Source organism: Paenibacillus sp. S02 (genome assembly GCF_019454065.1).
GTDB classification, from domain to species: domain Bacteria; phylum Bacillota; class Bacilli; order Paenibacillales; family Paenibacillaceae; genus Paenibacillus; species Paenibacillus polymyxa_B.
In genome coordinates this window covers 1,239,238-1,257,661 of record NZ_CP073682.1, presented here as the reverse complement: position 1 = coordinate 1,257,661, position 18,424 = coordinate 1,239,238, and the positions used below count along the sequence as shown (strand labels likewise).

The window sequence follows — 18,424 nt, the reverse complement described above, 5'->3', positions numbered from 1 at the left end:
TCTTAGAAACCAACTAAATCGTGCAATAAAGAGTATCCAGCAGAATGGGCAAGCAGCAATGAGTAAAGTGGGGCTTTATCCCACTTTCAGCCATTTGCTGCAAACGGATCGCTTCCTATATCTTAAAATATACATACATATTCGGAGGTTGCCATGACTAGTAAATCTGCTACAAAAAATGAAACGGGCCGATCGCTCCCCCTCCCGGGTCCACAAGCGAAAGGCACCGTTTTTGCGATTCTGATTGCGATCAGTTTCGTCCATCTGTTCAATGACTCGATTCAATCGGTCATTCCAGCGATCTTTCCGATCTTAAAGGAATCTATGAGCCTGAGCTACACGCAGATCGGCTGGATTTCATTCGCGATCAATTTTACAGCTTCAATCATGCAGCCTGTGATTGGCTTGTTTTCGGACAAACGACCTACGCCAGCTATCCTTCCCATCGGTATGGGCTTTACGCTGACTGGCATGCTGTTGCTCGCCTATGCTGCCGATTATAAAGCGGTGCTGATCGCAGTCATCTTTGTGGGTCTGGGCTCGGCTGCCTTTCACCCTGAAGGCTCGCGCGTATCCCATATGGCGGCAGGATCACGTCGGGGCTTAGCACAATCCATTTTTCAAGTTGGCGGCAATGCGGGCCAATCGCTGGCACCGATGCTCACAAGCTGGATTTTTATCCCGTTGGGACAATTCGGTGCGATCTGGTTCACAGGTATTGCAGCAGCGGGAATTGTGGTGCAATCGTTCATCGCCCGCTGGTACGGTAACGTCCTGCGTACAGAAGGCATTGCACGCAAAAAAGCGGTGGCACGCCGCATGAAGCCTGAAGTGCGTAACCGTGTTATGTTTGCCATGATTGTCCTCATTCTACTGGTATTCGTCCGTTCGTGGTACTCGACCTCGGTCGGAAGCTACTATTCGTTTTACCTGATGGAAGTATTTAAAATGCCATTGGCTGATGCACAGCTTTACATTTTCCTGTTCCTCGGGGCTGGAGCGCTGGGCACCTTCTTTGGCGGTCCGCTGGCGGACCGTTTTGGTAAACGCAATATGATTTTTCTGTCCATGGTATTAGCTGCACCGCTGGCGCTGTTGCTGCCTTATGCCAACCAATTCTGGACGGCAATCCTGCTGGCGATTATCGGATTTATTATGCTGTCTAGCTTTTCGGTCACAGTCGTATATGCACAGATGCTCGTGCCTGGCAAAATCGGGACCGTGTCTGGTCTCATTACGGGCCTCGCTTTTGGCCTTGGCGGTGTGGGCGCACTCGTGCTCGGCAACTGGATCGACAAGGTAGGCATCACCCACATCATGTTCCTGTGTGGCTTTTTGCCACTGCTCGGCATCTTAACCTTCCTGCTTCCTACAGATAAAACCCTGAACCGCTGGGCGGAAGAAAATGGAGCCGAAGTGTAACAAGCAAACGTGTGGCGGCCATCTTGGCCGCTGCACACCTTTATAGCCAACTCACGTGTTTTCTCACGAAAAAGAATATCCCCTTTTACGCCTAAGTTACAATCAGTTCTCTACTTCTGCCAAACGCATCAAAATACGACGCTTCCGATACAACATTTTCCCTGCTTCAGCTACGTCACTAATAGCGCTTCGATTCGCAATAGAGCCAAACAAAATGCCCGCAATCGGGACCATTTGAAGCAGCTTTTTCCATCCAAACTGATCACGATAGGTGTTAATGACCTCTCTCCATCCCTGCATCTGGGAAAAAACCTGTGCCTGACGTGAAGGATCATCGAACAAAGCCAACTCCTCTAATACAGCCTTTTTACCCACAATATCGGATGAAGCGAATTGCATACATTTAATAATAAAAATGCGTTCCTGCTTATCATGGGGATTAAAGCCATAGCACAAGGCTATTTCCTGAAGCACTTTGAGCGACAAGCCGAGCAAAAGAGGAATATCCGCCGCAATCGTAAACACACCGCCAATCCCCGTTGTTGCTCCCTGAGCGGTGGCAAAGGTAATGCGACCCGACGTCATATCGTCAGCAGTCCGATCCATGATTGTTAGCGGGAGCTCAGCCGCCTGTTTCAACTCCCACCTAGGTTCGGCACTATGTTCCGGATCAGCGTTTTCCCTGGCACGAGGCAGGTCCTGCGTATCCGAAGCGGAATCTGCACCATTTTGCTGAATTACATGTTCATGGGCCGTCTTTTTCAGCCTGTTCAGAACCGTTTCTTCTTTCACCAAATATTTGCCGCCGTTCTGAATGAAGCTGCCCAGCTCGTTAAGCAGTTGCTCCAGTTTGTCTTTAATGATTTTGGGCGTCAGCCGATCCAGCAGCATAAAAGGCCATCTGCCGATTTTTTCCCAGAAAAAAATGTCCTTCTGCTCCTTCTCCCATTTTTCAATATTCTTCAACTCATGACGCAATACGTCCTGGCTTTCCCGATATTCTGTAAGCTGCTTCATAACCGTAGACGTCTCCTTTTGACTATGCTAGTTTATGTATGGGTAATACGTAAGCAAGGCGAGTTCAGGTTTCTTTTTTTAGCAAACTAGATGATATAGTAAGTTAAAAATCCGTACAGATCGGAGTGTAATGATGAATAATGTAGAGCTTGTCCCTTACCATTGTGGGCATGATGCCATTTTACATACCTTCTACTTGCCTGAGGAGCAGAAGCAGTTTACTGGAATGCCGGATGAAATGCTGACACTGGCCAAGGAAGATCCGCACCGCCATCCTGCCGTGATTACGGCTACTGGAAGACCCGTTGGATTTTTCATTTTATACGATGGTGATGAATTAGCGGACTATACGAATACTACTGAGGCACTGCTGCTGCGCGCGTTCTCTATTCATTACACAGATCAGGGACAAGGATTCGCTAAAAAAGGGCTGCTTCTACTACCACAGTTCATCGCCAGACACTTCCCACATATTCGAGAGATTGTGCTGGGCGTCAATGCCCGCAATCTGTCTGCCCAAAGTCTGTATCGCAAATGCGGCTTTATCGATGAAGGCAACACTAAAATGGGACAACACGGCTTGCAGCATATATTTAAAATGAGCCTATAACGTTGACCTCGATAGCCCCCGCCCACATAAAAAAGCTTTCGGCACAAACGCCGAAAGCTTTTATCGTTAAATCTCACCAATGGAAAAACTCAATTTGTAATTACCAAACTTCGTAAGCTCATCCAGCATGGTATTTAACTCTGCCTGTGATGACATGCGCAAGCGCATCCAATAACAGCCTTCCCCACTCACCCGATGGATTTCGACAATATAGGGATGCTCCCGGGCAAAAGCCTGGAAAGCACTGTGAGTCGTTCCTGAATTCAAAAAAACCGTAATAAAGGCATGAATCGTCTGTCCAATTTTCTCAGGGTTCCAGCGCAGCGTATAGCCCTCGATAATGCCCGCATCCTGCATTTTTCGAACACGCGCCCCTACTGCTTGGCCCGTCAAATGAACAAGCTGGCCGATCTCCTTGTGCGATAAAGAGCTGTCTTCAATTAAATGATGAAGAATGCGCAGATCGGTGTCATCAGGTACGAATAGTTCCATAGTTATTTTTCCTTTCATGATGAAACGAGAATGCTGGTTTTCCTTTCAACAAGCCGTAGCCTGTAGCTCCTTGCGTCAGATATGATTGTAACAGAAACAAAGAACCACCGAAAATACACTCGGTCCAAAAACATTCACTACCAAAGGAGCCTCCATATATGAAAATCACACTAATCCGCAACGCAACCTTATGGCTGGAATACGCTGGAGTAAAATTTCTGATTGATCCAATGTTAAGCGATGCTGGCGCAAATCCGCCGATTCCCAATACGGAAAATGCCCGCCGTAATCCGCTGGTTCCCTTGCCACCGCAATGGCAGGCGCTCGGACAGCCTGACGTTGTGATCGTCACACATTTACATCTGGATCATTGGGACCCGGCAGCCGTACGCTGGTTGGACAAACAAATTCCCGTCTTCTGTCAGCCCGGAAATGAAGAACAAATCACTGCTGGTGGTTTTACACGGGTTACTCCGATTTGGGTGGCTGGTTCTGTGGGAGAAATTGAGATTATCCGTACAGCCGGGCATCACGGCACCGGAGAAATCGGGGAACAGATGGGACCCGTATCCGGCTTTGTGTTTCAGGCTCCCCGTGAACCTGTCGTCTATTTGGCCGGGGATACGATCTGGTGCAGTGAAGTCGCAGAAGCACTAGATAAATACCGTCCTGAGTGGACAATTGTGAACGCTGGAGGAGCACGGTTTACGGTAGGTGATCCTATAATTATGACTGCCCAAGATGTAACAGCTGTTGCCCAGCATGCCTCTTATACACAAATCGTGGCTGTCCACATGGAGGCAATCAACCATTGTCTACTAACTCGCTCTGAGCTTACAGAACACATCAACCGTGAAGGTTTGGAGGGACGCGTCCATATTCCGGCAGATGGAGCGACGGTTTCAGGATAATATGTGTGCTGGCTTCGGATTATGGTTCCTACATTCCAGGCCTAACAAACAAGACACCTCCAGCATCCACATTTTAAGTGGGACTGGAGGTGTCTTATTTTACGATATCGAATCTGAGTTTAAGCTGATCTTTTGTTTTTGTTGTAAATATCGAAGGCAACCGCCAGCAGCAGCACCAAGCCCTTGATGCCTTGCTGCCAGTCAATACCCAGACCAATCAGAGACATACCGTTATTCAGTACGCCCATAACCAAACCACCGATAATGGCTCCAAAAACGGTTCCGATCCCGCCGGATGCCGAAGCACCGCCGATAAAGCAAGCCGCGATGGCATCCAGCTCAAAGTTCGTACCTGCTCTCGGCGTAGCCGCGTTCAGACGTGCAGCAAAGATCAGACCGGAAATGGCGGCCAGCACGCCCATGTTGACGAATACCCAGAACGTTACTTTTTTCGTTTTGACACCGGACAGACCCGCTGCCTTTTCATTTCCACCCAACGCATACACATGACGGCCCATAATCGTGCGGTTCATGACGAAGGAGTATACAACGATCAGTATGAACAGCAGCACGAGAATATTAGGTATCCCCGCGTAGCTCGCGAGCATGAAGGTGAACAGATTGATAACCGCAGCCACCACAATCAACTTGAGTATAAATAATGTCTGTGACGGAACTTCGAATCCATATTTAAGCTGAGAACGGCGTTCGCGAATTTCGTTCACGATAAACCATACCGTGAGTGCAATGCCGACAATGATGGATACCAGGTTATAACCGGTAGATGAAAAATCCGGCAGGAAGCCTGAACTGATTTTCTGGAAGCCCCCCGGAAATGGAGAGATAGATTGGCCTTCCAGCACGATCATTGTCAATCCTCGAAAGAGCAGCATTCCCGCCAATGTAACGATAAATGCCGGAATCCGTACATAAGCGACCCAGAACCCTTGCCATGCACCGATTAATGCCCCGACCAGCAAGGATGCAATCACAGCGATCCATGCTGGAAGCTGCCAATCGACCATCATTATGGCGGCAACAGCACCGACAAAAGCGGCTATGGAGCCGACGGACAAATCAATATGTCCAGTGATGATGACCAGCACCATCCCGATAGCCAGCACAAGAATATAGCTATTTTGCAGAATCAGATTGGTAATATTAATCGGCTTCAACAGCAGGCCGCCCGTCAGCACCTCGAACAAAATCATAATGACGACCAGCGCAATCATCATGCCATATTGGCGGATGTTATTTTTAAATAGTTTAGTTATGGTTTCCATGCTTCACGCCTCCTGACTTGGTCATATATCTCATCAATGTTTCCTGCGACGCGTCCTCACGGCTAACCTCTCCAGTGATCCGCCCAGCATTCATGACATAAATCCGGTCACACAAGCCTAGTACCTCTGGCAGCTCGGACGAAATGACCAGCACTCCCTTGCCTTCAGCGGCAAGTCGATGAATAATCGTATAAATTTCATATTTGGCGCCCACATCAATGCCGCGTGTCGGCTCATCCAGAATCAGAATATCCGGCCCGGCAAAAATCCATTTGCTCAGCACCACCTTCTGCTGATTGCCGCCACTCAGATTACCCGTTTTCTGTAAAATGCTCGGCGCTTTGATGTTCATGCTTTTTTTCATTTCCTCTGCAACGACGACTTCCTCCTGCTCATTGACGACAGCACCCTTCGTCAGCTTGTTCAGGCCAGTCAGCGAAATATTACGCTTGATATCATCCATCAGGATGAGGCCATACTCCTTGCGATCCTCTGTCACATAGGCAAAGCCGTTGTTGATCGCGTCCGTAACCGTGTTGTTCTGGATCGGCTTGCCGTCTTTAATCAGCTGACCAGAAATGTTGCGTCCATACGACTTGCCAAAAATGCTCATCGCCAGCTCAGTCCGTCCCGCTCCCATCAGCCCGGCTATACCGACAATTTCACCGCGACGAATGTTCAAATTCACCTGATCCAGCACCTTGCGGTCTGCATGGTGCTCGTGATACACCGTCCAATCCTTCACTTCCAACACGACTTTGCCAATCTCGGCATGACGCTCTGGATAACGGCTGGTCAGATCACGTCCAACCATCCCGCTAATGATCCGATCCTCCGTGACCTCATCCTTTTTCATATCCAGTGTCTCAATCGTCTTTCCGTCCCGCAAAATCGTAATTGAATCCGACACCTTCGCGACCTCATTCAACTTGTGGGAGATGAGGATGCAGGAAATGCCCTGTTTTTTAAATTCCAGCATCAAATTAAGCAGATTTTCACTATCATCCTCATTCAACGCCGCTGTCGGTTCATCGAGAATAAGCAGCTTCACCTTTTTTGAGAGCGCTTTCGCAATTTCAACTAGTTGTTGCTTCCCGACCCCGATGTTCGTAACTAATGTATTGGGATTTTCACTCAAACCGACCTTGGACAGTAGCTCGCGTGTTCCTACAAAAGTCTCTTTCCAATCAATCACGCCGCCACTGGCGCGTTCGTTGCCCAGATAAATATTTTCCGCAATCGAGAGATACGGGATCAGTGCCAGCTCCTGATGGATAATGACAATGCCCAATTCCTCGCTCTGCTTGATATCCTTGAACTCACACGTTTTGCCCTGGAAAACAATATCCCCTTCATAGGTTCCATGCGGATATACACCGCTCAGTACCTTCATCAGCGTCGATTTGCCTGCACCGTTCTCACCGCACAGGGAATGGATTTCACCTTCCTTGACCTTGAGATTTACATTTTCCAAAGCCTTGACGCCGGGAAAGGTTTTGGTAATTCCCTTCATTTCCAAAATGATTCCAGTCATGGGATACACTCCTTTCGGTTGGATTCCTGCTCTTATTTCAGTCCGATTTGCTCTTTGGTGTAATAGTGACTGCCGACAATATCCTTTTCCACATTCGTCCGATCCACCGAGATTGGATCAAGCAAGTAGGCAGGAATGACCTTTTTACCGTTGTTATAGGATTCGGTGTCATTCACTTCCGCTTGTTTGCCCTGTAAAATGCTGTTGGCCATCACGACCGTTTGCTCAGCCAGCTTGCGAGTATCCTTAAATACAGTTTGCGTCTGCTCCCCAGCCACAATGGACTTGATGGAAGCCAGCTCCGCATCCTGCCCTGTAATGATCGGCAGCGGCTTGTTCGCTGATCCATATCCGACCCCTTTTAGGGATGAAATGATACCGATACTGATTCCGTCATAAGGGGATAGTACCGCATCCAGATTAGCCCCCGAATAGTACGCACTCAGCAGGTTATCCATTCGCGACTGGGCTAACGCTCCGTCCCACCGCAGTGTAGCGATCTGCGCCATCGTCATCTGCTTGCTGCGCACGACCAGTTTGCCGGAATCGATGTATGGTTTAAGTACAGACATCGCACCATTAAAGAAGAAATAGGCGTTATTGTCATCCGGCGATCCGCCGAACAGCTCGATATTGAAAGGGCCTTTGCCTTCCTTGAGTCCCAACTTTTTCTCAATATATGCCGCCTGTAGCACGCCCACCTTAAAGTTATCGAAGGTCGCATAATACGTCAGGTACGGTGTGTTGCGAATCAGACGGTCGTAAGAAATGACCTGAATGCCTCGGTCGTGTGCCTTCTGAATCACATCCGTCAGCGTGTTTCCGTCGACCGAAGCGATCACCATAACATTGACACCCTTGGTGATCATATTTTCGATTTGGGAGATTTGGTTTTCCACCACGTCCTCGGCGTACTGTAAATCCGTTTTATAGCCTTGCTCCTGAAATAACCGGACCATATTCTCTCCGTCCCCTACCCAACGCTCGGACGATTTGGTCGGCATGGAAATGCCCACATAGCCTTTTTCCTTGCTGCCCGTTCCACTCTCCGCCAAATTACAGGCCGAAAGCATCAGGGCCAAAACCAGAAGCCATACAACAACAGCTCCTTTTTTCATATGAAGTTCCCCTTTCCTCATGTGATGCGGGTCAATTTGAAGGTAAGTGCTGATTAGAGTTGAAATTAGATAGCGCTTACATAAGTGAGGCAACGAGTACCTCTCCTTTTTTTATGTGCAAACACATGGTATCATTCCAGGCCGGGAAAGGTCTTTGCTGGTTTTGAACTTTTTTTATAAAATTTTAACCTTTGTGATGAGGGGAGGTAGAAGTTGGAGGAGATAACATGAAACTCGTTGACTAAATAGTCATATGGCTTGTAAATAAATTAAAATAACTTCCACTTTATAATTTTTCGCTATACTGGGTGCTTAAAAAGAGACAAAAAAGGGTGGCTCCAGTTATCAAGCTCCCCTTTTAATGTGCTTATCTTTGAAAGATATTAGTTAACTTTTACCTTCATCGACATCAATTAAAAACACCCGCTCCTGAAAGCCACCCCGTGCCTCGGCTTTGTCTGCTCGCAGCTTGTCCAGCTCTTCTGCATTCGCTCCATGTTCTTCTGCCAGCGCTCGGATGACTTCCAGCATATCCGCCAGTTCTTCCAGCGCATCCTGATCTTTCTCCGCTTCAAAATATTCCTCGGCTTCTTCACGAAGCTTCGTTCGCAGTTCCTGCTTATATTCCTCTAGGTCCAAAATGCGTGTCCGACATTCCTTGCCCTGAGACATAATGAGGTGCGGAATCCGATCCCGCACCAGTTTGTTGTATGTAGGCATATGAAATAACACCCTTTCTGATGTGGAAGCATTAGCCTTCATCCAACATCTTCCTTTTCGTCATTATATCATTAGCTCAAAAAGAACCGGGTATTATTGATAAAAGATCTACCGATTCATTGAACGGACTTTCTTTATAAATAGATGGATACCGCTTAGACGGATCAGCTACGATCCGCTGTGACAGAGACTCTAGAATAGAGTCCGTTTTATAAAGCAACTTGTCTACTTCCCCCAGCTTCATCGGCTCTTTAGATACATCATCTTCTCCCGAAACCAGATAATGTACCGTACCGATAAACAGCACCATATCTAAATTAGGCTCAGCATCTGTGTGAATTAAAGGGAACAGGTCAGTCACGGATAAACGAATATACAATGGAATGATTTGGTTTCGATGAACATAAATGGCCTTAGCCATAGAAAACATCGCTTGATCACAAAGAATGAGGCAGTTGTGAAACTGATGATGGTCGCGCATCATCTGTGCAAGCTTGATCTGGTATTCGGCAAGCTTTTGAAAATCCATCATGCAATTGAATATGTAGGTGTCGCTGTACTTAGGCAATTTGAAATCGGAATCACTATGTAGGGGACTTAAGGAGTAATGTTTCAAGGGGAATCAACTCCTGAATTAAAATTTCATAAACGAGGATTTTGCAAAAATCCCATAAGCGACTTCCAATGAACAAGATATAGATCGAAATGGTTTAGTTCGTCTATATCTTGCACTTCGGAGCGACTGGTATCGAATTTTGCAAAATCCTGAAACAATGTGAGCAACGTAGCACAATTATGTAACCATCAAGATGTATAATTTTCTAGCTACCGGACAAGCTTCATAATAAATATTACTATATAGTAGTTTTTAATTCAATTTACTTACTAACACTTATTAATTAGATGTAACTCTTTCTCTACACTTCTAACTAGAGGATTTTGCAAAATCCAATAAGCGACTTCCAATTAATAATATATAGATTGAGATGATCTCGTTCGTCTATATATTACATTTTGGAGCGATTGGAATCGAATTTTGTGAAATTCTTACTATAGAGAGGTGTAATCATGTCAGAACTTTTAGAATTAGTCGGTACACGTATTCGAGATATTCGAAAGTCTAAAGGGCTTTCCCAAGAAGCTTTAGCCGAAAAAGCAGGATTCAATTCGAGTTATATTGGTTTCATTGAGCGAGCGGAGAGAAATATATCTTTGAAAAATCTGGAGAAAATAGCGAAGGCATTGAACGTGGGCGTCTATCAGTTGCTTACATATGTGAAGGACAATGATGAGCTTACCGAAGAAGATTCGAGTATAAAAACCATTTTGACTCTCCTAAGAACTCGTGAATCCAAAGATACTGAGCTGGCATTAAAGATTCTTACGGACATCTTTATAAGAATCGATGAACGATGAAACAAAAAAGGAACTGCGCTTTGCAGTTCCCCACCAACCCCTTACGACAACGCCAACATCGCTTTCATATCTTCCTCTGCGGTAGTAATTAGTTTCAAGCCAAACATCTCCACCAGTACATCCAGTACGCCAGAAGAAATGAACTCAGGCGGCTTCGGCCCAATGCGAATATCTTGGATGCCAAGGCTGAACAAGCCCAGCAGGATGGCGACCGCTTTTTGCTCAAACCAGGACAGAACAATGCTGACAGGCAGTTCGTTCACCGTACAGCCGAAAGCATCCGCTAATGCCAGAGCGATTTTAACAGTAGAACCGGAATTGTTGCATTGCCCCAAATCAATATAACGCGGAATGCCGGTATCTCCAACGGTGCCATAATCCACGTCATTAAAACGGAATTTACCACAGGACGTGGTCAGAATGACTGTATCATTCGGCAAGGATGTAGCCAGCTCGCGATAATAGTTGCCGCCTTTGCCCGGTGCGTCGCAGCCTGCAATGACGAAGAAACGACGGATATGCCCGTCTTTAACTGCCTGAATAATCTCAGGAGCCAGCCCGATAACCGTCTCATGATGATATCCCGTTGTAAGCACCTGCTCAGACTCTACATCTGCGGCTGGCAGTGCTAAAGCACGCTCGATCAATGGAGAGAAATCGTCGTCCATGATCTTGGCTACTCCCTCCAGCCCGGCTACTTCATAAGAGAAGAAGCGGTCTGCATACGTGCCTTTAATCGGCATAACACAATTCGTCGTGGCGAGAATCGCACCTGGGAACTCCTCGAACAGTCTACGCTGATCGTACCAGGCTTTACCGATATTCCCTTTGAGATGTGCATATTTCTTCAATGCCGGATAACCGTGGGCAGGCAGCATTTCTGAGTGGGTATAGATGTTGATGCCTTTACCCTCCGTCTGCCGCAGCAATTCCTCCAGCGCATACAAATTATGTCCGGTCACGACGATGCATTGGCCTTCGATTTTATTTTGGCTGACCGTAATCGGCTGCGGAATGCCAAAACGATCCGTATGCGCACGATCCAGCACATCCATGATCCGTACAGCCGCATTTCCGACCTTCATCGCCATTTCCAAATGCTCTTGTACATTAAAGTTAGAATTGGTTAAGGTCATATATAACGCTTCATGCGTGATCCGATCTACCTCAGGATCGCTATATCCCAACTGACGAGCATGTGTCGCATAGGCAGCAATCCCTTTTAATGCAAAAATCATCGTATCCTGCAAGCTCGCTACCGTCTCATCCTTCCCGCACACCCCAACTACTTTACACCCGCCACTCGGCGTCTGTTCACACTGATAACAAAACATATCGTTTTCCTCCAAATATTGATAGATATTTGTTCGTTATCCCCAGCGTAACAAACCCCTGAATGCGTAGGTGTGATTACACACACATTTTTTCTTACAGTTTATTATTAGACAGTGTGAGACTCATCCCCCATTCCAATCCTTCCTACTCTACCGTGCTTTCTTGAATTCCACCGCCTTTACGATACTGCACAGGGGACACGCCCATAGTCTTTTTAAAAGCGGTGCTAAAATAGTGCTGACTGTCGTAACCCGTACGTTCTGCTATATCATAGATAGACAACGTCGTGGAATCCAGCAGCTGCACTGCTTTACGGATACGGGCACGCGTGACGAGGGTCACGAAACTGTCGTTGAGCTCCTTTTTGAGCACACGGCTGAGATATACGGCGGATACTTGTAGCCGCGAAGCAAGGGCTTCCAGCGTTAATTCCCGATCGGCGTAACCTTCCTGAATGAGCTGCCGGGCCCGACGTACGATGGGAGACAGCTGCGATTCGCCATACACTCGATCCCGACTCACCCGGTACGCGTCAATTGCACCTTCTAGTCCACCCGCGTTGGACTCCACATGCGTATGAACCGCTATATTCAGGTAGCGTCCAATCGCCTGCTCCATGGAAGTGCCTATCGTCTCGGGTGCCTCCTGCCACAGGCATATGCCGATCAGCCCGTTCGCATCGCGGAACAACACATGCGGTCGGTCCTCCAGCAGTTCGCCAATAATATTTTCAGCGGCAAAAAGAAACAACTGGCGGTCATTCTCACGCATAATCGTCTGCCGTGCCTCTGCCGCAGGCCACCGTACGACACCGATCTGAGCAGGCGGTCGCGATGGAAGCCGTAAAAACGCCAACTGTTCCATGATGTCTTTTCCCGTGTGTTGCCCTTCCATCCATTCCAGGCAAAAACGCTGGCGCAGCAGCGGAATATTCCGTTCAATCTGTCCGGCGGCTTGTTCTACATAGGCGGCACGCGTATGCTCTTCGTCCATTCGCTGACGAAGCCGCAACAGCGCAGCATGAAGCTGATCCGCATCTACCGGCTTCAAAATATAATCCTCTACGCCAAGTCGGACAGCCTCCTGCGCATAAGCAAATTCATCATGCCCGGAAATGATCAGGCAACGGCATTCCGGATGTTCTTCCCGCAGCCGCCGAATCAGTTCAATGCCGTCCATGAACGGCATATTCATATCGACCAGCACGATGTCGATATGAAGCTGACCCACCAGCTCCAGCGCTTCTTCTCCGTCCTCCGCCTCTGCTGCAACCTCCATGCCCAGAGCCGCCCAGTCTATGCAATCTCGTATCCCCTCTCGGATGATCGGCTCATCATCTGCGATCAATACTTGGTAACGTTTTGCCGTCCCTATGGTCACTTCCGTTATGGCCTGGTCAATCAGACTCACCGTTGTCGAGTTGTCTGTGGCCTGTGATTTCGTCATCCTGACCCTCTCCTTTTTCATAAGGCTTCTTCAGTTGCGCCATATCCAGCAGCAACGGTTGAGTGATCGTAACGCAGGTACCTGTCCCTTCTTTGCTCTCCAGTACAATTCCATATTCCTCGCCAAAAGACAACCGGATACGCGCTTGTACATTCAGCATGCCATAGCTTCTGCCATGGGTACTAACTGCCTTTTGCTTCTGCTTTCCTTCCATCGCCTCCAGGGGTATTTCCAGCCATTCACGCAGTTCACGCAGCCGGTCCGTCGTCATCCCTGCGCCATCGTCACGTACCGTCAGCAGCAGCTTGTCGCCCTCGGCTTTAGCTTCTACCCAAATCGTGCCTGGACCACGTCTAGCCTTGATGCCGTGATAAATCGCATTTTCCACTACAGGCTGAAGCATTAACTTCAACACGAACAGATCCTTTAGCTCGTCGGGTACATTCAATTCCCAGCGAAGTCGGTCACGATAGCGGGTTTGCTGGATTTGCATATAGCTCGATATATGCTCAATCTCGGAGCGCAGCGGAATAAAGTCATCCCCCTTGCTCAGCCCGAGACGGAACAATCTCGATAGCGCCCCCACCATGTCGGACACGTCGTCTGCTCCATTTTTTCGAGCCATCCAGTGAATGGTATCTAGCGTATTGTATAAAAAATGCGGCTTAATATGCTCCTGAAGGCTGCGCAGCTCGGCATCCCGCTTTTGCCGTTCCCTCAGTTCGCTAAGTGACATGAGACGGCGAATTTGCTCCAGCATCCGGTTAAAACTCCGCCCCAGCATCCCAACTTCATCCCCACGGTCACTCCATTGGCGAACTGTAAGATCTCCTGTCTCTGCTGCCCGCATATAGGACATCAGCCGGAAAATCGGCTGCGCAATGGAACTCGACAATCGCAAGGATGCCGTTAAGCCAAATAGACATACAATAAAAACAAAACAGACGACATAGAACTTAATTTGCCGAACTTCCAGTGTAGATTCGCGTGCCGGGAATACCCCCACTGTTCTCCAGCCCGTGAATTCGGAAGCCCTGAACATGAACAGCAATTCTCTGCCCCCAGCTTCACGGGTAAACATCCCGCTGTCACCTGCCCCGAACCATTGCGACGGAATGCGCTCAATCAAAGGCATATCCGGCCTGTACACGCTGCGCCCCTCAGCGTCTGTCACCATTAAATACCCGCTTTTGCCCAGGGTTACATCTCTGGCAGCCTGCGACACAGCCCGTAGCTTGAGGTCAATCATAATCACGCCTAACACGTGTCCGGTTTCCGGATCCGTAACCGAACGAACGACGGAGACAATTTCGCTGTCCTTGTACCGGACATGAGTAGTCACATTACGGTGGCTCGGCTGTCCTAGCACAGTGAATATGCCTGCATGCTGCGCCGCCTGTTGGTACCAGCCTTCTTCCGTCAGGCTACGCGTGCTTCGAGCATACATTTCATTGCTGATATAGTCGCCTTTTTCGTTTACGATCAGAATCCCTGCAATCTCAGGATATAACGTAGTATATCCCTGCAAAAATTGCTTCATTTCATATAGCGTATCCTGCTCCTGTACAGAACTTAATGCCTGCTTGGAGCTGAGAGCCTGATTTTGCACCGAGTTCTGTGTCCGCTCCCCCTGGTTTTCCGGCGTTACTATACTCGCATGACCCGCGTGGCCGTCTGCCAGCGTCCGCCCTTTCCAGAACTCCCCGATATCGGGGTTAAAAGCAATCAGATACGTCATGTTTTGCAAATTTTCCATTTTGGTGTCCAGTGCTTCGTTTACCTTGCCAATCAATTGCATCGTATGGTCTTCCACCTGCCGCTCAATAATCCGTTCCACCGTCCAATTGACCAGCAGACCTAATCCCAGCGAAGGCACAATGCCAAACAACAGGAACAGCAGCATGAGCTGAAAGCGTAAAGGCATATTGCGCAAGCGTAAGCGAGGCATCGTTTGGTGCACCCTTAAGTGGATACGCTTCCAAAATTTATTTCGCATAATAATCATCTACATTCGCCCGGGTGACCACGGAAATCCCAGTATCTACCCGCACGGGCAGCGGAGTGTTGTCGCCAGAGGAAGAAGGTGCAGGAATCGTTAAATGATGATGCAGATGGAACAGATATTGAAGCGACCAATAGCCCATATTCCATGTTCCCTGGGCAATCGTTGCCGAGATCGTCCCACCACGAATCATATCCAGTGTCGCTTTATTCGTATCAAAAGAAATGATTTTCAGCGGATGGCTGTTTTTTTGACTCAGTACCGCTTCACCCACACCTGTTCCTCCCGTTGCATCGGTCACAAAAATGCCCGCCAGTTTCGGATAAGCTTTCATCAGCCTTTGCGACTCATCCCGGGAGACCATCGCGTCTGCACGGCCATCTGCGACTTCCACCACCTTCATCGCAGGATACTGCCGCTGAATGGTATCGCGAAAGCCACGCGAGCGTTCTTCATGATTTTGCTGTCCAGGCAGCGTCAGAACAGCGACCTGACCTTCTCGTCCCAACAGCTCTGCCATCTTATCCGCAGCGGTCACGCCCGCCTTATAATTATCCGTGCCCAAAAAGGAATACGCACGACTCCCCGGCGCTCCGGCATCAAACAGTACTACAGGAATGCCCGCATCCAGCGCCTTATTAATCACCGGAATCAGGGAGTGAGGATCAATCGCTGATATGGCAATCCCTGCGGGCTTACGAGCAATCGCCTGCTCAATAACGGTCGTCTGCTCCTGCGCATCATAACGGGTTGCTCCCCGATACTCCACAGTCACCCCCAGCGCATCCCCGGCATCCTCGAAGCCCTTGAGCCCGCTTTTCCAATACTCCAAACCAGACTGGAAGGTAATCATCATATAGGTTTCTCCGATGCTGCCTCGTAGCCCCTTATCCTCCCAAGTGCCATTCAACGGGCCCGTTTGTTCATACCTGAACACATAGAGAGCAAAGGCCGCAATCAACAGCATATATACCAGCAGCGTTTTTTTCATCCTTCCTCTCCTCTTCCTGTGTATATCCTTAAGTTATAAATTCACTTTAATTTATTCTGGTTTTACTTAGATTGTAAACGCAATCATATCAAATTGGAACTACTTCACTCTTCTTACTTTCAGGTGGCGTTAATCCTGCACTAATGTTTCTACGTTACAATACCTACAATTGTGCTAGGGAAAACATGTGCGTATCTTGAGGAAAAGGAGTGATATGGATGAGCAAGCCGCGTATCGCGGAGTGGACAGAACTACGGGGCCTTGCCTACCTCGCTGTCGTGCTTCAGCATTGCATTGGCGAATATATTTATCGCAGCGACATCCAACAGCCAGATTCTGTTATGCTCGCGATGCTGTATCATTTGACACGTTTTGGCACACCGACGTTCGTTTTCCTGTCTGCGGCGCTACTTTTTTATAACGGCAACAAACCGATTGGCTATCCTCGCTATATTGGCAGGCGGTTTCGAGATATTTATGTTCCTTTCCTTTGCTGGACTGTTATTTATTGGGTATGCACTCAAAACTGGTCAACGGCGCAGTGGGGAAATATTTATTTTTACAAAGGTATGTTCGAGGAAATGATCATCCCCGTCAGCGGATATCATCTATGGTTTGTAGTGATGATCTTTCAGTTTTATATTTTGTTTCCTTTATTTTCAAAAGCAGCCGGGCAGGTTCAAGCGTTTCTACGTCGTTACAGCACGAAAAGACGCAAACAGCTTGTTTTGGCTATTATGCTGATTGCCGCTGCGGTTTATGCTTTGCTGTTACAATGGTCCTACTATGACATGTCTGCATGGAGCACTCGGTTACCGTCCTTTTGGCAGACTCTGCTGGATTATCGCACCTATAACTTTGTCATGTACTTTTTCTATTTTATGCTGGGCGCAGTATGTGCTTACATGACAGACACCTGGCGTGGACTGGCCAAACAGACGTTGCCGTGGAATGTATTTGTCTTTATTGGTTTGTTCATGCTCATGGGTCACACGATGCTGATCCAGTCGGGCGATACGATCAATCTTAATATTTCCACCTATTTGAAGCCAAGCACCTTTATTCTAATTGTGTCGCAGTTGCTTTTATTGTACGGACTGCTGCTCCATTTGCAAAAAGATACGCGATCCGAGCCGTTTCGCCGTATGCTGAACTGGATCGGACGTTATTCTTTTGGAGGATATCTGGCCCATGCACTCGTGCTGGCCTTCATATCCTACTACACCCGCCCGCTTGCACTGGGCGATCATCATTTTACAGCTACGCTCATTACGTTTATCGTTGTGGCAAGTGTTTCTCTGGGCATAAGCTGGTTGTTTGCCCATCTGCCTGGCGGCAACTGGATTGTTGGCTCCAAAGGCAGACAGCGGTTGAACTGGCACTCGTTTCGTTTCCAGTTCCTTTCCTCCAAACGTGCTTCCAAAAGCACGCAGGAGCTTGGCTAATCTTGTGCGTCTGTATTTCAGCATGGGGTTATAATTCCAATGGACTTTGGCAGGGCTCACTTATTGAGCTCTGCTTTTTTTGTTGCCTTAGTATGCCGTCCCCTCAAAAAAATGATTAACATTTTATGACATGAATATGTATTTTATTTTAAAATAAGTCATTATATAGAATAATCATAAACGTTACGTGGAAGAAGTCACAGTTTTGCATAACAAAGAAGGGAGAGGATGGACTGAACATAATATCGTCGTTGTTAATGATCTAGCCCTAAACATAGTGAGGCAGCTTCTTGGTCTGAAACATACGGTTGTACTGATTAATCAGTTCATCCAAAAGCATAGACTGCTCGAGTACACAAGCATGTCCGAAGCCATACTCTTCGTAAAGATCATGCAAATGTTGTCTGGCATGTTCCATCTGTTGAATTAACATTACTGTTTCATACCTGTTCATCCTGCATACCTCCTAATGAATCTCATTTTAAGGAGGGATGTACAAATACGTCATAATCTTTTTTGAACCAAAAAATTACAAAATAATACAAAAATAGACCAGCAATAAGCTGGTCCAGGGTAATGAATATGAAGATGATTACTTGGATCACATTCCACCAACGTGTCCTTGTGTTTGGATTGTGCCATGGCTTAGATTTGCAGTTTGAACTGGTACTGTGAATACCAG

At 47.7% G+C, this 18,424-nt stretch carries 17 protein-coding genes; 5 read left to right on the top strand and 12 right to left on the bottom strand.

Features of this window, described 5'->3' with window-relative positions; all coding sequences use genetic code 11:
* Window positions 1–153 precede the first annotated feature (153 nt).
* Entirely contained in the window at window positions 154–1,422 is a 1,269-nt protein-coding gene (locus tag KAI36_RS05600) for an MFS transporter (RefSeq protein ID WP_220027194.1), read from the top strand.
* Window positions 1,423–1,524: 102 nt separating this feature from the next.
* Here the strand turns inward: KAI36_RS05600 and KAI36_RS05595 are convergent, their stop codons facing one another.
* Window positions 1,525–2,439 carry an EcsC family protein gene (locus KAI36_RS05595; RefSeq protein ID WP_220027193.1) on the bottom strand — a complete coding sequence of 305 codons (915 nt, stop codon included), beginning with the start codon at window positions 2,437–2,439 and terminating at the stop codon, window positions 1,525–1,527.
* A gap of 133 nt (window positions 2,440–2,572) precedes the next feature.
* Here KAI36_RS05595 and KAI36_RS05590 point away from each other — a divergent pair, with 133 nt between their 5' ends.
* On the top strand, window positions 2,573–3,049 hold the full coding sequence (locus KAI36_RS05590; RefSeq protein ID WP_220028060.1) for a GNAT family N-acetyltransferase: 477 nt from the start codon (window positions 2,573–2,575) through the stop codon (window positions 3,047–3,049).
* 66 nt (window positions 3,050–3,115) lie between these two features.
* Here KAI36_RS05590 and KAI36_RS05585 read toward each other — a convergent pair whose 3' ends face one another.
* Window positions 3,116–3,541, bottom strand: a complete 426-nt coding sequence (locus KAI36_RS05585; protein WP_025720601.1) for an Lrp/AsnC family transcriptional regulator — start codon at window positions 3,539–3,541, stop codon at window positions 3,116–3,118.
* Between the two features lie 158 nt (window positions 3,542–3,699).
* Between KAI36_RS05585 and KAI36_RS05580 the strand changes: the two genes are divergently transcribed.
* Window positions 3,700–4,452, top strand: a complete 753-nt coding sequence (locus KAI36_RS05580; protein WP_220027192.1) for an MBL fold metallo-hydrolase — start codon at window positions 3,700–3,702, stop codon at window positions 4,450–4,452.
* Between the two features lie 119 nt (window positions 4,453–4,571).
* Here KAI36_RS05580 and mmsB read toward each other — a convergent pair whose 3' ends face one another.
* The 5 genes from mmsB to KAI36_RS05555 all read right to left on the bottom strand — a co-directional run bounded on the left by mmsB (window position 4,572) and on the right by KAI36_RS05555 (window position 9,723).
* Complete coding sequence (gene mmsB / locus KAI36_RS05575) at window positions 4,572–5,735, bottom strand: multiple monosaccharide ABC transporter permease (RefSeq protein WP_220027191.1); 1,164 nt, start codon at window positions 5,733–5,735, stop codon at window positions 4,572–4,574.
* Window positions 5,719–7,269: a multiple monosaccharide ABC transporter ATP-binding protein gene (mmsA, locus tag KAI36_RS05570; RefSeq protein WP_025722458.1), complete on the bottom strand. Its 1,551-nt coding sequence runs from the start codon at window positions 7,267–7,269 to the stop codon at window positions 5,719–5,721. The genes mmsB and mmsA overlap by 17 nt, the downstream gene beginning before the upstream one ends.
* 32 nt (window positions 7,270–7,301) lie before the next feature.
* Window positions 7,302–8,387 carry a multiple monosaccharide ABC transporter substrate-binding protein gene (gene chvE / locus KAI36_RS05565; RefSeq protein ID WP_220027190.1) on the bottom strand — a complete coding sequence of 362 codons (1,086 nt, stop codon included), beginning with the start codon at window positions 8,385–8,387 and terminating at the stop codon, window positions 7,302–7,304.
* Window positions 8,388–8,774: 387 nt separating this feature from the next.
* Window positions 8,775–9,107 carry a nucleoside triphosphate pyrophosphohydrolase gene (locus tag KAI36_RS05560; protein WP_220027189.1) on the bottom strand — a complete coding sequence of 111 codons (333 nt, stop codon included), beginning with the start codon at window positions 9,105–9,107 and terminating at the stop codon, window positions 8,775–8,777.
* 76 nt (window positions 9,108–9,183) lie between these two features.
* Window positions 9,184–9,723 carry a hypothetical protein gene (locus KAI36_RS05555; RefSeq protein ID WP_220027188.1) on the bottom strand — a complete coding sequence of 180 codons (540 nt, stop codon included), beginning with the start codon at window positions 9,721–9,723 and terminating at the stop codon, window positions 9,184–9,186.
* 452 nt (window positions 9,724–10,175) lie between these two features.
* Here KAI36_RS05555 and KAI36_RS05550 point away from each other — a divergent pair, with 452 nt between their 5' ends.
* A complete protein-coding gene (locus tag KAI36_RS05550; RefSeq protein WP_023987345.1) occupies window positions 10,176–10,523 on the top strand; it encodes a helix-turn-helix domain-containing protein in 348 nt (115 codons plus the stop codon).
* Between the two features lie 41 nt (window positions 10,524–10,564).
* Here the strand turns inward: KAI36_RS05550 and hcp are convergent, their stop codons facing one another.
* The 4 genes from hcp to KAI36_RS05530 all read right to left on the bottom strand — a co-directional run bounded on the left by hcp (window position 10,565) and on the right by KAI36_RS05530 (window position 16,297).
* Entirely contained in the window at window positions 10,565–11,857 is a 1,293-nt protein-coding gene (gene hcp / locus KAI36_RS05545; RefSeq protein WP_220027187.1) for a hydroxylamine reductase, read from the bottom strand.
* Window positions 11,858–12,002: 145 nt separating this feature from the next.
* Window positions 12,003–13,304, bottom strand: coding sequence for a response regulator (locus KAI36_RS05540; RefSeq protein ID WP_220027186.1), 1,302 nt, complete (start codon window positions 13,302–13,304; stop codon window positions 12,003–12,005).
* Window positions 13,255–15,252, bottom strand: a complete 1,998-nt coding sequence (locus KAI36_RS05535) for a cache domain-containing sensor histidine kinase (protein ID WP_258382253.1) — start codon at window positions 15,250–15,252, stop codon at window positions 13,255–13,257. The genes KAI36_RS05540 and KAI36_RS05535 overlap by 50 nt, the downstream gene beginning before the upstream one ends.
* Window positions 15,253–15,289: 37 nt before the next feature.
* Window positions 15,290–16,297, bottom strand: a complete 1,008-nt coding sequence (locus tag KAI36_RS05530) for a substrate-binding domain-containing protein (RefSeq protein ID WP_023987342.1) — start codon at window positions 16,295–16,297, stop codon at window positions 15,290–15,292.
* Window positions 16,298–16,515: 218 nt separating this feature from the next.
* Here KAI36_RS05530 and KAI36_RS05525 point away from each other — a divergent pair, with 218 nt between their 5' ends.
* Window positions 16,516–17,742: an acyltransferase gene (locus tag KAI36_RS05525; RefSeq protein WP_220027184.1), complete on the top strand. Its 1,227-nt coding sequence runs from the start codon at window positions 16,516–16,518 to the stop codon at window positions 17,740–17,742.
* Window positions 17,743–18,010: 268 nt separating this feature from the next.
* Here the strand turns inward: KAI36_RS05525 and KAI36_RS05520 are convergent, their stop codons facing one another.
* The gene (locus KAI36_RS05520) at window positions 18,011–18,196 is read right to left on the bottom strand and encodes an aspartyl-phosphate phosphatase Spo0E family protein (RefSeq protein WP_220027183.1); all 186 of its coding nucleotides are present in this window, start codon (window positions 18,194–18,196) and stop codon (window positions 18,011–18,013) included.
* Window positions 18,197–18,424 lie beyond the last annotated feature (228 nt).

What these genes read in the sequence shown, in the direction of transcription:
- KAI36_RS05520 (WP_220027183.1), bottom strand. Translation starts at nt 18,196, where the DNA reads ATGAACAGGTATGAAACAGTAATGTTAATTCAACAGATGGAACATGCC.
- KAI36_RS05560 (WP_220027189.1), bottom strand. Translation starts at nt 9,107, where the DNA reads ATGCCTACATACAACAAACTGGTGCGGGATCGGATTCCGCACCTCATT.
- KAI36_RS05535 (WP_258382253.1), bottom strand. Translation starts at nt 15,252, where the DNA reads ATGCCTCGCTTACGCTTGCGCAATATGCCTTTACGCTTTCAGCTCATG.
- KAI36_RS05595 (WP_220027193.1), bottom strand. Translation starts at nt 2,439, where the DNA reads ATGAAGCAGCTTACAGAATATCGGGAAAGCCAGGACGTATTGCGTCAT.
- KAI36_RS05550 (WP_023987345.1), top strand. Translation starts at nt 10,176, where the DNA reads ATGTCAGAACTTTTAGAATTAGTCGGTACACGTATTCGAGATATTCGA.
- KAI36_RS05525 (WP_220027184.1), top strand. Translation starts at nt 16,516, where the DNA reads ATGAGCAAGCCGCGTATCGCGGAGTGGACAGAACTACGGGGCCTTGCC.
- KAI36_RS05600 (WP_220027194.1), top strand. Translation starts at nt 154, where the DNA reads ATGACTAGTAAATCTGCTACAAAAAATGAAACGGGCCGATCGCTCCCC.
- KAI36_RS05590 (WP_220028060.1), top strand. Translation starts at nt 2,573, where the DNA reads ATGAATAATGTAGAGCTTGTCCCTTACCATTGTGGGCATGATGCCATT.
- chvE (WP_220027190.1), bottom strand. Translation starts at nt 8,387, where the DNA reads ATGAAAAAAGGAGCTGTTGTTGTATGGCTTCTGGTTTTGGCCCTGATG.
- KAI36_RS05540 (WP_220027186.1), bottom strand. Translation starts at nt 13,304, where the DNA reads ATGACGAAATCACAGGCCACAGACAACTCGACAACGGTGAGTCTGATT.
- mmsB (WP_220027191.1), bottom strand. Translation starts at nt 5,735, where the DNA reads ATGGAAACCATAACTAAACTATTTAAAAATAACATCCGCCAATATGGC.
- mmsA (WP_025722458.1), bottom strand. Translation starts at nt 7,269, where the DNA reads ATGACTGGAATCATTTTGGAAATGAAGGGAATTACCAAAACCTTTCCC.
- hcp (WP_220027187.1), bottom strand. Translation starts at nt 11,857, where the DNA reads ATGTTTTGTTATCAGTGTGAACAGACGCCGAGTGGCGGGTGTAAAGTA.
- KAI36_RS05530 (WP_023987342.1), bottom strand. Translation starts at nt 16,297, where the DNA reads ATGAAAAAAACGCTGCTGGTATATATGCTGTTGATTGCGGCCTTTGCT.
- KAI36_RS05580 (WP_220027192.1), top strand. Translation starts at nt 3,700, where the DNA reads ATGAAAATCACACTAATCCGCAACGCAACCTTATGGCTGGAATACGCT.
- KAI36_RS05585 (WP_025720601.1), bottom strand. Translation starts at nt 3,541, where the DNA reads ATGGAACTATTCGTACCTGATGACACCGATCTGCGCATTCTTCATCAT.